The sequence below is a fragment of the Mycobacterium sp. 852014-50255_SCH5639931 genome (genome assembly GCF_001665605.1).
GTDB lineage: Bacteria > Actinomycetota > Actinomycetes > Mycobacteriales > Mycobacteriaceae > Mycobacterium > Mycobacterium paraffinicum.
This window is the reverse complement of the sequence record NZ_LZSV01000003.1, coordinates 80788-95579: the sequence shown is the minus strand read 5'-3', so window position 1 is coordinate 95579 and position 14792 is coordinate 80788. Positions and strand designations below refer to the sequence as shown.

Sequence of the window (14792 nt, the reverse complement as noted above, 5' to 3'; positions counted from 1 at the left end):
AGCGATGCTTCCCCTCAGCCGCGCATGACGGAGCGGATCGGGGCGACGACGTCCGCAGGCGGTGGCTGCGGCAGCGGCACGGTGCGGTACCCGTCGACCCGCAGCACCGGCCTGCCTTCGTCGTCGCGGACAATGCAGACGAAACCGCCGCGCCCGTCCGGCCGCGCGGTGGCCACCAGCCCGGCCCCTTCGGTCGGGGTCCCGTTCAGGTGCACCGCATCGACATGCAGCGGCAAGGCCAGGACGCCCTCGGTGCCGGCCTCGAACAGCCCGACGGTCTGGAAGCACAGCTCGACCAGTCGCGGCCCGATCAGCACCGGCTCGTCGGTTTGCGGCGGCAGCTCGGCGGCGAATCGGGCGGCCGCGCCGTCGTCGCACCTCCACACCGAACCGACCACCCGATAGGCCGGGCCGTGGAAGTAGAGCCGGTAGACCTGCTCCGGGCTCAGCGCGGGCACTTCGCCGCCGCGACCAGCGCCGCCGTCGGCGAGGGTGGGTGGCTCGGCCGTCAGCCGCACCGAGCCGGTGAAGTGCACGGTGCGCTGCGGCACCTCGCTGCCGGGCAGCGTGCGCTCGGCCGACAGCCGGCATTCGGCGACCAGGTCGTCCCCGTCGGGGCGTACCAGGGCCGTCACCGTCAGGGTGCGCGGCTCGTCCCGATAGAACTTGAGCGGCGCCCGGAAGTCGACGTTCTCAATGGCGGCGACGTGCAGGTCGGGCGCCAGCAGCCGGGCGGCTTCGGCGAACGTCTCCATGCCCATCACGCCGGGCAGCACCGGCGTGCCCTCGATGCGGTGGTGATCCAGGAACGGCCGGGTGGCCGGGTCGAGGGTGGTGTGCAGCACCAACCCGTCGCGCACGCTGGCGCGGACGACCTCGCCGATCATCGGCCCGACCGCCGTCAGCGAGGCCGGGTTGATGCCGCCGGTGTCGTGCGGTTCGGCAGTGAGCGCGCCGAGCGCCCCGGCGACGACGACCTCGCCGTCGGTCAGGGCTGCGCCCAGTTCGCGCCTGATCCACGCCACCCCCGCCTCGGGCGGCAGCATCTCGACCCCGGCCGCCGCCATGATCTTCGGGATCGATCCGCGGGTGGCCATGCCGATGCCGCCCCAGGCGGTCCAGTCGATCGCCAGCGTCCTTACCTCCGGACGGGTGCGGCGCAAATTGCTCAGGATCTTGCACTGCAGGTCGTTGGCGGCGCTGTAGTCGGTCTGGCCCATGTTGCCGAACCGGCCTGCGACCGAGCTGAACGCCACGACGGCGCCCAGCGGAAGGTCGGCATGCAGCACGTTGAACAGGCCGTCGCCCTTGACGCCGAACACCAGGTCGAACTCGGCGGGCTCCTTGTCGGGAAGGCCGTGGCTGACCTCGACTCCGGCGGCGTGCAGCAGGACGTCGATGCGGCCGCTGGTCTCCCGCACTTGCGCCATCACTTTGTCCACCGCGGCCGCATCGGTGAGATCGACGCTGTGGTAGCGCGCCGAACCGCCGGCGGCCTCGACCGCACGAATTGCGGCCAGCGCGGCCTGCAAGCGCTCCAGGCGGGCCAGTTCCCGCTCGATCAGGACCGGTGTCGGGCGTTCGCCCCGCGCGCGCATCCGATCCGCCAGTTCGACCTTGAGCCCGTCGCGGTCTTCGGTGTACCGGCGCAGGTCGGGGTCGGCCGGGTCGGGTTCCGGCGTGAGGTCCAGCAGGTGGAAGGTGCCCCGCCAGGCCGCGGCGAGATCGGCGGTGATCGCCGACACGATGCTGCCGGCGGCCCCGGTGACGAGGAAGACCGGGTCGGGGCCGAGAGCCCCGCCCGCCTCGGCGGAAAACGGTCGCTCCGCCAGCCCGACGCCCCAGCGGCGGCCATCGGCGTGACCGACCTCGACGCAACCGGGATCGCGGAGGGTCTCGTCGATCAGCGCGTCGGCCAGCGCCGCGGTCTTGCGGTTGACCGGGAAGTCGACCGCCTTGACCAGCGCCTCGGGGCGCTCGCGCCGGTATGCCTTGGCGAACCCGGTGACCGCCCCGCCCAGCGGGCAGGTCGCCCCGGTCGCGTCGTAGCCGTGGTATCCGCCCAACCGGGTGGCCACGACCAGGAACGGGCTGCGCTCATACAGGTGTCGCATGGTGGTGTAGAGGTTGCGCACCCGGCGTCGCAGCGCTTCGTGCCAGCCGGCGAGGTCCAAGCGCTCCAGCGGGCCCTCGTCGTCGAGGGCCGCCAGCCAGTAGACGCCGTCGACCCCGTCGCTCAGGACGGCGCTGATGTCGTCGTCGGGCCGCAGCGCCACCACGTCGACGCCGAGCCGGGTCAGCCGCGCGATCAGCGCATCCGCGACGCCGCCTTCGTCGCCCATGACGGCGACGCGCGTGCCTTTGTCGAGCGTGACTCCGGTGGGCACGCAGGCCGCGAGCTCTGGTCGCAGCGCGGGTACGGGCACCTGCCGGGTGATCCGGTCGGTGGCGGCAATGTCACCTTCGATGGCCGGCGGCACCGTGACGGCGCTTTGCGCCGCCTTCGGTGACTCAGCGGGCGCTTTTGGGTGGGCCTGGGCCTCCGCCTTGTCGCGGATCCAGGCGATCACATGGTTCAGCGTCGGAAAATCACGCAGCTTGAGGTTCTCATCGCGAGCCACCCCGTAGTGCTCCCGGATCGCCGCGAAAATCTCGGCCTGCTTGACCGTGTCCACCCCAAGATCGGCCTCCAAATCCAGGTCCAAATCCAACAATTCACGCGGATAGCCGGTCAACTCCGCCACCGTGCCCACCACCACATCGATGACCTCGTCCCCCGCGGGCGCCGCCGGGGCGGCCGCCACCGGGGCCGGCTTTGGCGCAGACACCTCGGCGGGAGGAGCCGCCACACCGGCCTTGTCGCGGATCCAGGCGATCACATGGTTCAGCGTCGGAAAATCACGCAGCTTGAGGTTCTCATCGCGAGCCACCCCGTAGTGCTCCCGGATCGCCGCGAAAATCTCGGCCTGCTTGACCGTGTCCACCCCAAGATCGGCCTCCAAATCCAGGTCCAAATCCAACAATTCACGCGGATAGCCGGTCAACTCGGCCACCGTGCCCACCACCACATCGGTGATGTCGTCCCCGGCCGGCACCGCCGGCGGTTCCGGCGCCGACACCACCGCCGGTCCCTGCGCCGGGGCGGGCACCGCGGCGGCTACCGGAACCCGCGGAGCCGGCACCGGCGCTCCGGTGTCCACGATCCGCAGCCGGTGCTGCACGATCTCCAGGTCGGCATCGGGCCTGCCCGACACCTGGGCGAGCCAGCGCCGCCAGGCGGCGCGGTCGATGATCCGGTACTCGTAACCGAGTTCGTCCGGGGGCCGGTGGCGGCCGTCGGGAACTGGGGTCCAGCGCATCAGCGTCATCGCGATCTGCGAACCGAAACCGGCGCCCAACCGGAGCGCGTATTGCACCGGATAGCTTCCGCCCACCGACAGGTTCAGCCGGCCCAGCTCCGGGTCGGGTTCCTTGAAGTTCGGGACGGGGGGAACCAGACCGGTCTCCAGCGACTTGATCGCCACGATGTCCTCGATGCCGGCGCCCATCGCGTGCCCGGTGAAGCCCTTGGTGTTGGTGATGACCACGGCGTCTGCGTCAGACCCGAAAACCCTTCGCAGGGCATTGATTTCGGCCGCGGCGCTGCCCCCGCGGGCCGGCGTGTATGTCTCGTGGGAGACGAACATGGTGTTGGGCGCGATGGCGTGGCGGTCCACGCCGCGAGCTTCGGCCTGGGCAACCAGGTGTTCCATGACGCCGCCGATGTGCTCGACGTCGAGCCTGGTGCCGTGGAAGGCGCTGTTGGCGGTGACGGTGCCGAGCACCTCGCAGATGGGTTGCAGCCCGCGTTCGGCGGCGGACTCGGCGGACTCCACCACGAAGGCGGCCGCGCCCATGCCGAGGATCATTCCGTGCCGCCGCCGGTCGAACGGTGTGGCGGCCTCCTCGACGATGTCGTCGGTGGCGGCGGCGCCGGACGCCAAGAAGCCGGATCCCAGCCAGGGCAGCAGGGCGTCGGAGCTGGCGTCGTCGGCGGAGACGACGATCACCCGGCGGCAGCGGCCGACCCGGATCCAGTCCTCGGCGAGCGAGGTCGCCTGCGTGGTGCTCGCGCATGCGGCATTGACCTGCGTGTTGGGCCCGCGCGCGCCGATGATCTCGGCGAATTGTGAATGGCCCATCGCCAGGCAGCGGAAGATGAACCGGCGGTCGAACCGGTACGGGTTGGACTCGCACGCGTGACGCAGCTCGTGGATGCGCCGGTCGACCTCAGTCGCGGCGGGTTCATCGCCGCTCATCCGGGCGCGCACCGCCTCCAGTGCGAGGAGATGCTCCCGGTTGCCCCGGTCGACGTAGTAGTGCTCGAGGTCGCGGGCGAAGTTGTCGTAACCCGGGAACGCGGAGGCGAAGATGACGCCGGTGTCGTCGCGCATCGAGTCGGGCAGCCCCCACCGGTCGGGCAGCTGGGTGCCCAGCGTCGTGGTCTTGTAGTGCATGACCAGCGGGATTCCGGCGTCGCGCAGCGCGTCGAAGCCCGCCCCGATCGCCAGCTTGGTGGTCGAGTCCAGCGCGGCGTCGCGGGCGGTGTCGACCGCGAACTCGGCGACCACGTCCAGCGGTGCGCTGCGCCCGGCCAGTTTGATGACGTCGGCCTCGTTGTCGATCGTCTCGAACGTGGGGTCGCCCGATTCCCGCTTGACCAGGCGGGTGATGTGCCGGTCGAGCATCGACCGGCGCAGCCGGTGCGGGATGGTGTCGATGAACTGTTGACCGTCGAGGATCCGGGCGATGTTTTCGTCGTCGAAAACACGCTCGACACCGGGCAGCCCAAGCGCCGCACCGGTGATCACCACCGGCTGTTCGCTGATCATCGCGGACCTCCCATCCGGCATTGCGGCTTGCGGGGCGCTCGCCACGGCGGCGGTGTCCGTACCCGCCACGGCGGCGGTGTTCGTACCAGCCGCGGCAGGCGAGCCGAATCCCAGCCCGGCCGCGTACAGCCCGCACAGCGCCCGGTTGAACGAGGCGACATCGCCGGTTTTCGGGTGATTGGTGAAGAGCGCCGACACATCGTCACCGAGCACGTCTTCGACGAAGCCGTGCAGCGCCTTCTTGGGGCCAACCTCGACGAAGACGCGGGCGCCCGCGTCGTACAACGTGCGCAGTCCGTCGACGAACCGCACGGGCGAGGCCACCTGACGGGTGAGCAGGTCCAGCATGGTGTCGAGGTCGGCGTCCGCCGGATAGAAGTCACCGGTCACGTTGGACACCACCGGCAGCCGGGGCGCGCTCACGCCGAGCCGGCGCAGGACGGTCTTCAGCGGTTCGCTGACCGGCGCGACGATCGCGGTGTGGAACGCGTGGCTGACCGGGAGGCGGGAGGCGCTCATGCCGGCGGTCTGTAGTGCGGCGACGGCACGCTCGACGGCGTCGGTGGCGCCGCCGATGACAGCCTGATTGGTGCTGTTGATGTTGGCGATGACGACGTAGCCGTCGGTGGCCCCGACAATCCGCTCGATCTCGGACAGCGGACCGGTCACGGCCGCCATCGCACCGTTGTCGGGACCGGCCAGCTTGGCCATCGCCCGGCCGCGGACGCTGGCGGCTTCCAGGGCGGCATCCAGCGACAGCGCGTCGGCGGCCATCAAGGCGCCGTATTCGCCCAGGCTGTGGCCGATCACCATGTCCGGCCGCACGCCGTAGGCATCGAGCAGCCGGGCCAGGGCGAGATCCGTGGCCAGGACGGCCGGCTGGGTGATCTCGGTTTGCATGAGTTGCTGCGAGAGCCGTTGCGCGACAGCCTCATCGGTGCTGTCGGTGAAGATGTAGTCGGTGAGCGGCTTGTCCAGCAGATGTCTGGTGACGCGGTCGGCTTCGTCGAACATCGCCTGGACGATCGGCTCCCGGGCGCGCAGGTCGGAAAGCATGTTGACGTACTGCGAGCCCTGACCGGTGTAGAGGAACGCGACCTTGCCCGGTGCGCCGCGGCCGACGAAGACTCCCTGCGCCCGCAGCATCCGCCACACGGCCGGGTCACCGTGCCGCAGCGCGCCGGCCGCCTTCGTCGCCTTGGTGGCGAGGTCGGCCGCGTCGGCATAGTCGATGGCAACCCGAACGGGCGCGCTCGCCAGGGTGGGGTCCGGTGGGGCCACCGCGGGGGCCTGGCCGGCCGACGCCCGTGCGGCGAGCCGGTCCAGCTGGGCGGCCACGTCGGAGTCATCCGCGCCGCCGACCACCGCCGCGCCCCGCAGCGGGGCCTTCGCCCCGACGGGTGCGTCCGTCGCCGGCGCGGAGCGCTGCTCGATGGTCGCGCCCGGGTAGGAGCGGGCCTCCCCCGGCGGGCGATGCCGACCGGGCACGTACTCCTCGAGCACGGCATGGAAATTGGTGCCGCCGAACCCGAAGGCGCTGACCCCGGCGCACCGCACCCCGTTGTCCGGTGCCGGCCAATCGCTCAGTTCGGTGTTGACCCGGAACGGGATGTCATTCCAGTCCACGTTGGGGTTCGGCTGCTCGAAGTGCAGACTGGGCACCAGCACCTTGTCGTGCAGACTGAGCACCGTCTTGAACAGGCCCGCGGCACCGGCCGCGCCCTTGAGGTGGCCGATGTTGGACTTGACCGAGCCCAGCGCGATCGACCCGGGCTGCGCGCCGGCCTTACCGAAAACGTCTGTGAGGCTGGCCAGTTCGGTGGCGTCGCCCACCCGGGTGGACGTCCCGTGCGCCTCGACGCAGGTTGCCGCCGCCGGATCGAGGCCGGACACCGCCCAGGCTCGCTCCACCGCCAGCCGCTGGCCCACCGGATTGGGCGCGGTGATGCCCTTGCCGCGACCGTCACTGGAGCCGGCGATGCCGAGCAGCACCGCGTAGATCCGGTCGCCGTCGCGTTCCGCGTCGGACAACCGCTTGAGGACGAACAGCGCTGCGCCCTCGCCCATTACGAAGCCGTCGGCGCCCGCGTCGAACGGGCGGGTGCCGGTCGCCGACAGCGCACCGATCTTGCAGAACTTCACGAATCCCGCCGGGTCCATGTTGCGGTCGAGGCCGCCGGTCACGGCGGCATCGAAGTCGCCGGCCTGCAATCCCCGCACGGCGGCCGACATGGCGGCCATTCCCGAGGCGCACGCCGCGTCGGTGGTGAAGTTGGGGCCCCGGAAGTTGAACAGGTTCGCCACCCGGCCGGCTGCCACGTTCGCGAGCTCGCCGGGCATCGTGTCCTCGGTGATTTCGGAGATTCCACCCAGGAACGAGGCCCGGGTCTCGGCGAGCACGGCGTCGCGCACCGACTCCGGCAGCGCCGCGAATGACGGTGCGGCGCGTAACTTTTGAATGATCGCGGGAAACTGGATCCGGAGGTTGGTCTGGTGCTGCTTGTCGCCGCCGATGGCGCTGCCGATGATGACCGCGACTCGTTCGGGGTCCACCGTCCAGTCGGGCCACCCGGCTTCGAGCAGGGCGGAGCGGGCGGCAGCCACCACCCACTTCTGACCGTCGTCCATCTGCGCGCTGACCGCGGGCGGGATGGGTAGCCGCCACGCCAGCGGTTCCCACGTGAAGTCGCGGACCCACCCACCGATGCGGGAGTAGGTCTTGTCGGGCGCGTGGGGGTCGGGGTCGTAGTAAAGCTCCGGGTCCCAGCGCTCGGGCGGCACGTCGCTGATGCTGTAACGGCCGGCCTTGATGTTGGCCCAGAAGGTGGCGGCGTCGGGCGCGTCGGGCATGATCGCGCTGACGCCGATCACTGCGATCGGCTCCTGTTGCGTGGTCGTCATGATGATCCGGCCTCTCTTCGATACAGCGCGTCCCCCACCCGGTCCATGTCATCCAGCAGGCCGGTCTGCGCGGCCCGCACCCGGTCGAGCGGCAGCGCGACGGCGAGGTCGGACCCGGTGCCGGCGCCGGTCACCCAGCGTGAGCCCTCCTCGGCGACCTTCTGCGCCGCGTCGCGCGCGAAAACGCGGCTGATGGCGGCCAGCGCGGCCGCGTCGAAGCGGGTGTCCGATTTCGCCGGCAACGCACCGGTTGCCGCCGCGGCGGCGCGGCGCGCCAGTGCGCCCGCGCACTCGGCGTAGCTGATCAGTTCGCCCAGCCGCAACAACACGTGCTGGCTGCGGGTCAGCCGGCCGACGCGGCACGATTCCAGCACGGCGGCAAGGCATTCCAGCGCCAGCGCCGCCGTGGGCCCGCCACATTCACCGGGGACATCGTCAAGTGCGCGAGCCGCGTCGCGGTAATAGGCGCCGGACGTCTTGAGGTGCTGCTGCCAGCGGCCGCGCGCGATCGTCATCTCCATGATCTCCGAGGTGCCCTCGTAGATCGTGGTGATCCGGACGTCGCGCTTGATCTTCTCCACCAGGTACGGACGCGTGTAGCCGTATCCGCCGTGCGCCTGGATCGCCGCCTCCGCGGCCGCGTTACCGGCCTCGGTGGCCAGGTATTTGGCGATCGCGCCCTCGGTGTTGAGCGCGCCGCCGGCACCCTCGCCGCTGTCGATCCGGGTCGCGGTTTCCTCGATGAACGCGCGTGCCGCCTCCAGCCGCACCGCATGCGGCACGATCAGCTTGTGGGTAAAGCCTTGCTTGTTCGAGAGCGGCGCGCCGCCCTGCACCCGCTCGGTGGAGTAGGCGATCGCCCGGTCCAGGGCCGACCAGCCGCCACCGAGCCCGAATGCGGCGACCATCACCCGCGTGTAGCCGAAAACCTGCTGGGCCTGGGCAAGTCCGTGGCCCTCCTCCCGGCCCACCAAGTGCTCCGCCGGGACCAGCACGTCATCGAGGAATAGCGCCGCGGTGTCGGACAACCGGATGCCGTGCTTGTCCTCCGGGGGCGCCGCCGAGAAGCCGGGGGTGCCCTTCTCCACGACGAACCAGGACGGTCCGCCCGGCGCCAGGGCCAGGACGGAATAGGCATCCGCGATGGAGCCGTTGCTGATCCACTGTTTGCGCCCGTTGAGCCGGTAGCCGGTCACCTGACCGTCGGTTTCGACCGGTGTGGCGGTCGTCTTCATCGCGGCCAGGTCGCTTCCCGCCTCGGGTTCCGTTGCGGCGTAAGCGAATAGAATGCCCCGTTCGGCGATGCGCCCCAGCCACTCCTTGCGCTGCTGCGCGGTCGCGCCCACGACGATCGGGTCGCTGCCGAGGAACGTGGCCAGCACGGCGGTGGCTACGCCGATGTCGAACCGGGCGAGTCGTTCGCAGACCCGGTAGGAGTCGAAAGCCCCGCCGCCGAACCCGCCGTACTCCTCCGGGATGAAGACGAGCTGCACGCCGAGGCCTTCACCGCACATCGCGCGAACGGTTTCCTCCGGGCAGACGTCGTCGTGGTCGAGGTCCAACCGGCGAGCATCCGGCAGCGCCTCGGCGAGGAAATCATCGAGTGAGGCCAGCATCATTTCGAGGCTGTCGCGGTCCAGGCCGACGTCGGTGGTCATCGCATTGCCCCCGGCCCCCGACTGGCCATGACGATCAAGCGCCACGTGCCGGACGCGGCGGACGACATGGACCTTTTCATCGAAAATGTCCTCCCTAAGAGGCGGTGGCTCCCCTCCCACCGCTGCTATTAGTGATTCTTTGACCGTCCGGGTGTCGCGGGCGAGAGCCGAAAGTCCTATTGCCGGAGGAGACAAGGTCCTCGCTGGCCTGCATGAATTCGTGCTCGGCGGCATCGGTCAAGGTGTGCGTACACTCGGCGGGGTATTCAGTCCAACGGGGGGTTGGCGCGAAAGGGCGTGCATGACCGCCGTTGATGATCAGGGCCTGGGCTTTGCCGGGGTGGCGCGGCTGGCGCAGTTGGTGCGCGATCGTGAGGTTTCGCCGCGAGAGCTGGTGGAGTTCCACCTGGAGCGCATCGCTCAACTCGATCCGATTTTGAATGCGTTCCGAGTCGTGCTCGCCGAGCAGGCGCTGGCAGAAGCGGCGCAGGTCGAACGCCGGCTCGCCGCCGGCGAGGTGCTGCCGCTGGCGGGCGTGCCGATCGCGGTCAAAGACGACACCGATGTGGCGGGAGTGTCGTCGATGTGCGGCACCGCGATCGACACCGGCCCGGTGAGCCGCGACAGCGCCGCCGTGCGGCGCCTTCGGGAAGCCGGGGCGGTGATCATCGGCAAGACGAATCTGCCCGAGTTCGGCGCCGTCCCGATGTGCGAGTCCCCCACCTGGGGCGTTACCCGCAATCCTTGGCACCTGGAGCGGACAACCGGCGGTTCCAGCGGCGGTTCGGCGGCGGCGGTGGCGGCCGGCATGGTGCCCGGCGCGCTGGGCACCGACGGCGGCGGCTCGGTTCGCATCCCGGCCGCATGCTGCGGGGTGGTGGGCCTGAAAGGTCAGCGGGGGTGGATCAGCACCAAGCAGTCGCCGGAGCGGGCGTACCGATTCCACGGGCTGCATCACATCGGTGCACTGGCCCGCAGTGTGGCCGACGCGGCGCTGCTGCACGACGCGATGGCCGGCCTGGAGCCCAACGACGAAATCGTCTCTGCGACGCCGCCGCCGACACTGATCGAGGCGGTGTCGCGCGAGCCACGGCGCCTGCGGATCGCCATGTCCTTCAAACCGGTCATCCCGGTGCCGGTCAGCGACGAAGTGCGCCGGCCGGTATTAGAGACCGCCGAGCTGCTGCGCTCGCTCGGCCACGAGGTCGTCGAGCGCGATCCGGTCTATCCGCCGGCCGCCGTCCTTTCGGTGTTCGCGCTGATGATGCACGGCCTCGCCGATGAAATCGAGCGGCTGCCCACACCCGAGCTGCTGGAGCGGCGGATTCAGGCCGAGGGACGTACCGCCCGGCTGATCCCCGACTGGCTGGCGCACCGCGCGCTGGCCGCGCGCGACCGGATGAGCGAGCGCGGGCTGCGGCCCGTAGCCGATTTCGACGTGCTGATCACGCCGGTGTTGGGTAAGCCGCCGGTGCCCGTCGGGCATCTCGAGGGGCTGGGACCGACTCGCGCGATGGCGCGGGTGTTGGGGTTCATGCCATTCACCCCGACGCAGAACTACACCGGGCAGCCGGCGATGTCGGTCCCGGTCGGAATCTCGCCGAACGGGCTGCCCGAAGCGGTCCATCTGGTGGGGCGACCCGACGATGGGCTGACGCTCATTTCGCTTGCCGCACAACTAGAATCGGCGCGCCCGTGGGCACAGCACCGGCCACCGGCCGCGCGGTATCGCACACCGGCTTAGGGTTGGCTCCCCAAACACCATGCCTCAGCGGGCTAGCTGCCGAGGATCTGCTGCGAGGCCGGCCCGCCGTTGGCGAGGTCGAGGCCCAGCAGCCGCTCCCTGCACTGAGGCCATTTCCGTTGCGCCGCATGCCTTTCGAGCGGGCGGGTGATTCGCGGAATTGCACGACGAAAGACGTCTTATTTCGCCGCTAATGAATTCTTAGATACTCCAGAGCCCGGAAGGGGCCTCGACCCCGAAACAGGCGCTAGGCTGACATAATCATCGCCGCATTTATCGCGGTGTTTCCCGTTGAAAGGTTATTCATATGGTCACGTTTTCGTGGACCAGATTGGCAGTCGCGACTGGTGGTCTGGCGTTATCCCTCGCCACCGGAGCCGGCATCGCGTCCGCGGATCCCGCTCCTGCTCCCGATCCCGATCTGGAACGGGTCATCAACTCGACCTGTACGTACGATCAGGCGACGGCGGCGCTCAACACGCAATATCCGGACGATGCCGCGAAATTCAACGGATCGCCGATTGCGCAGGGCTTCTTGCATCAGTTCGTCGATTCGCCGCCGGATCAGCGCCGGCAATTGGCAGCACAGATCCAGGGCATGCCCGACGCGCAGCCGTACCTCCAGACGATGAAGAACGTCGCGAAAATCTGCAACAAGTACTGAGCACCGGGCCCGGGCCGTATACCAGGCGCAATGGCCGGCCCGGGCCAGGTTGGTCCAAGGTCCGAAGGGCCGAAGGGCCTCGGAATTTGGGCCGATTGGCGGGTTGTCGAACGGCGTGTGCGGGGTGAGGCTGTAGTTGGAACGAATCAACTACTGACCGAAAGAGGCGAGCTCCTTCAGATGTCGCCGAGATCGGCATCGACGCCTCAGTAAAAGGGGGGACAAATGTTCACATCAGCATCGGCCAAATTGGCCGTCGCAATTTTTGGGTTGGCGTTGCCGTTGACCGCTGGAATCGGAGTCGCATCCGCCGACCCTGACATCACTCCGGCCGTAAACAGCCCGTGCAATTTCCAGCAGGTGGTGGCGGCGCTGAATGCGGAGTTCCCGGGTCCCGCGGCGCAATTCAACGCCTCGCCGGAGGCGCAGGCCTGGTTGCACGACCTCGTCGCAGCGCCGCGGTCCAAGCGCCGCCAGATGCTGCAGGATATGGGAAGCAACCCCGACGCCGCCCCGTTCCACGACATCGTCGTGCCATTGGCCAACTCCTGCCGCAACTACTAGCTGTCCGCTGCGGGCTCGACGTTCTGGTTGAGGGCGAAGCGGTTGTCCGGATCGAGGCGCGCCTTCAGCCTGGCGAGCCGACGGTAGGTTGCTTCACCGAAGCTGGCCCGGATACGTAGCGGCCCTTCATCACCCACGAAATTGAGATACACGCCGGCCGGACCGAGGGGACGCAGCGTTTCGTACGCTTCGTCGGTCCACGACTTGCACCGTTCGGTGTCGGCGCGGTCGGTCCATGTGGTGATCAGATGGACGATGTAGGGGTAGTTGCGGGTCGAAAAGGCGGTCGCCTGCGGCGGAACGCGGCTCGGAACGCCGCCGAGCCGGATCAGGTGCACATGCGTCTGCGGCGCGGGGCGGGTCCGCCCGAGCACCGCGATCCGCCGGATGGCGTCGTCGGATAGCTCCGTGAGGAAAGTCGACTTCCAATAGTTCAGCCGCCCGAACGGGGCCGTGTGGTCGAGGGCCTGTTGCCAAGTGGGATAGGCGATTTCGCGTTGCAGCGCTATCACCGGTTCGGTGGTCATCCCGTGCACCTGCGCCAGCGCGCCGACGGCGGCCCGACCGATCTCGTCGGGCCTCGTCGAACAGCTCAGTATCGTGACCAGCCCGCGTCCCGAACCCTCATCGGTGCCGAAGTCGACGAGGGACGCGAGCTGGTCGTCGGCGTTGTTCATCTGGGCGCGAAAGTGTTTCAGCACGGCCTCGGCGTCGGTGTCGTCGTAGGCCTGGATGCCCCCGATGACCTGATCGACCGGGTGCAGGTCGAGCACGAAGTGTGCGACCACGCCGAAGTTGCCGCCGCCGCCGCGAAGTCCCCACAGGATCTCTTCGTTCTGTGCCGCACTGACGTACAGCACCTCTCCGTTGGCCGGCACGAGCTCAGCTGCGGCCAGATTGTCGCAGGTCAGGCCGTATGCGCGGGACAACCACCCGACCCCGCCGCCGAGCGTGAACCCGCCCACTCCCGTCGTGGACACCACCCCGCCGGGGCAGGCCAGACCGTGGCGGGCGGTGGCCCGGTCGATGTCGCGCCAGGTCGCGCCGGGCTGGACGACCGCGATCCGGTGTTCGGCGTCGACGACGACGCCGCGCATGAGGGAGAGGTCGATGAGGATGCCGCCATCGGTCGAGGAGTGTCCGGCGACGCTGTGCCCGCTGCACCGCACCGCGATCTCGGCCCCCGAGCCGACTGCGTAGCGGACGGCGGCGACGATGTCCGCTCGGGAGCGGCAGCGCAGCACGACGGCGGGCCGCTTGTCGACCAGGGCGTTGAAAACCTGCCGCGCCGAGTCGTAGTCGTGGCCGCCGGGGTGGACTATGTGGCCGGTGAAGCCGGGTATCGCGTCGATCGCGCGTGTCATCTCCGTATGCGCGCCCGGGAATCCGCGGGTTGTTCCGGCAGGTAGTGGTTTTCCAAGTACCAGTCGTAGGCACTCTGGGCGGCCGTCCGAAACGGCGTATAGGGGACGCCCAACTCGGTGCGGGCCCGACTGCCGTCGGCGTAGATGCCGACGGACGACAGCCGCATCTGCTTGCCCCCGACTGGCAGTCGTGGGCCGACCACGAAGCGGGCCGCGCCCACGGCCGCGGCTGCCACCGGTATGGTCCACGCGGGGAGCACGACCCGGGGCCCCGGCCGGCCGGCTATGTCGTTGACGGTTGCGAAAGCCTCAGGGAAGCTGAGGTTTTCGCCGGACAGGATGTAGTGTTCACCGGCGCGTCCTCGCTCCGCGGCCGCGATGTGACCCGCCACCACGTCGCCGACCGCCACGAAGTTGGTGCCCCCGGGTGCGGCGACCCGCAGCCGTCCGCGTGCGGCCTGGACGAACATCGCACTCTCCGTGCCGTTGAGGTCGCCCGGCCCGATGACGACCGATGGATTGACCGCCACGGCCGCAAGGCCCGCGGCGGCGGCGAGGCGCAGCTCGGATTCGGCGAGGTGCTTGCTGTAGCCGTATGGAAACTGGCGCGGACGCAGGTTGAATCGGTCGGACTCGGTGAGCAGGTGTCCTGGCTCCGGCACCCCCAGCGCGGCGAGGGAACTGGTGAGGACGAACCGTTTTACACCCGCGCGCAGGGCGGCGCCCAACATGTTGCGGGTGCCGCCAATGTTGGTGCGGTAGAGGAGGTTTTGCCCGCGGTAGCGCCAGTAGTCGGAGATCGCGGCGGTGTGGAACACCCAGTCGCAGCCGGCCATCGCGGCGGTGAGGGTGTCGATCTCGTCCAGCACGTCGCCGACGCACGTCTCGCAGTCCAGGCCGGCCAATGCAGCCAGCGACGACGTCGACCGCCGCAGCACGCGAACATCGATCCCTCGTTTGACCAAGGCGGCCACCAGGTTCGACCCCACGAACCCGGTTCCTCCGGTGACGAATGCGCGCATGGGA

The 14792-nt window shown here is 69.5% G+C and carries 7 protein-coding genes; 3 read left to right on the top strand and 4 right to left on the bottom strand.

Annotation, left to right across the window (positions count from 1 at the left end; genetic code table 11):
• Nucleotides 1-14: 14 nt before the first annotated feature.
• Nucleotides 15-7772, bottom strand: coding sequence for a type I polyketide synthase (locus A5758_RS03155; RefSeq protein ID WP_067736329.1), 7758 nt, complete (start codon nt 7770-7772; stop codon nt 15-17).
• Nucleotides 7769-9430 (bottom strand): acyl-CoA dehydrogenase family protein, encoded by a 1662-nt coding sequence (locus tag A5758_RS03150; RefSeq protein ID WP_067736326.1) that lies wholly within the window; start codon nt 9428-9430, stop codon nt 7769-7771. The genes A5758_RS03155 and A5758_RS03150 overlap by 4 nt, the downstream gene beginning before the upstream one ends.
• A gap of 301 nt (nt 9431-9731) precedes the next feature.
• On the opposite strand from A5758_RS03150, the gene A5758_RS03145 reads away from it, so the two are divergent.
• The 3 genes from A5758_RS03145 to A5758_RS03135 all read left to right on the top strand — a co-directional run bounded on the left by A5758_RS03145 (nt 9732) and on the right by A5758_RS03135 (nt 12402).
• A complete protein-coding gene (locus tag A5758_RS03145; protein WP_067736323.1) occupies nt 9732-11174 on the top strand; it encodes an amidase family protein in 1443 nt (480 codons plus the stop codon).
• A gap of 307 nt (nt 11175-11481) precedes the next feature.
• Nucleotides 11482-11838, top strand: coding sequence for a hemophore-related protein (locus A5758_RS03140; protein ID WP_067212839.1), 357 nt, complete (start codon nt 11482-11484; stop codon nt 11836-11838).
• A gap of 225 nt (nt 11839-12063) precedes the next feature.
• Nucleotides 12064-12402, top strand: a complete 339-nt coding sequence (locus A5758_RS03135) for a hemophore-related protein (protein WP_067212836.1) — start codon at nt 12064-12066, stop codon at nt 12400-12402.
• Here A5758_RS03135 and A5758_RS03130 read toward each other — a convergent pair.
• Together A5758_RS03130 and A5758_RS03125 are read right to left on the bottom strand one after the other, a co-directional pair.
• The gene (locus tag A5758_RS03130; protein WP_067736319.1) at nt 12399-13766 is read right to left on the bottom strand and encodes an FAD-binding oxidoreductase; all 1368 of its coding nucleotides are present in this window, start codon (nt 13764-13766) and stop codon (nt 12399-12401) included. The genes A5758_RS03135 and A5758_RS03130 overlap by 4 nt on opposite strands.
• Nucleotides 13763-14788 (bottom strand): NAD-dependent epimerase/dehydratase family protein, encoded by a 1026-nt coding sequence (locus tag A5758_RS03125; protein ID WP_067736316.1) that lies wholly within the window; start codon nt 14786-14788, stop codon nt 13763-13765. The genes A5758_RS03130 and A5758_RS03125 overlap by 4 nt, the downstream gene beginning before the upstream one ends.
• Nucleotides 14789-14792 lie beyond the last annotated feature (4 nt).

Excerpts from the sequence above, each read along its gene's own strand:
- A5758_RS03140 (WP_067212839.1), top strand. The coding sequence starts at position 11,482 with ATGGTCACGTTTTCGTGGACCAGATTGGCAGTCGCGACTGGTGGTCTG.
- A5758_RS03150 (WP_067736326.1), bottom strand. The coding sequence starts at position 9,430 with ATGACCACCGACGTCGGCCTGGACCGCGACAGCCTCGAAATGATGCTG.
- A5758_RS03155 (WP_067736329.1), bottom strand. The coding sequence starts at position 7,772 with ATGACGACCACGCAACAGGAGCCGATCGCAGTGATCGGCGTCAGCGCG.
- A5758_RS03130 (WP_067736319.1), bottom strand. The coding sequence starts at position 13,766 with ATGACACGCGCGATCGACGCGATACCCGGCTTCACCGGCCACATAGTC.
- A5758_RS03135 (WP_067212836.1), top strand. The coding sequence starts at position 12,064 with ATGTTCACATCAGCATCGGCCAAATTGGCCGTCGCAATTTTTGGGTTG.
- A5758_RS03125 (WP_067736316.1), bottom strand. The coding sequence starts at position 14,788 with ATGCGCGCATTCGTCACCGGAGGAACCGGGTTCGTGGGGTCGAACCTG.
- A5758_RS03145 (WP_067736323.1), top strand. The coding sequence starts at position 9,732 with ATGACCGCCGTTGATGATCAGGGCCTGGGCTTTGCCGGGGTGGCGCGG.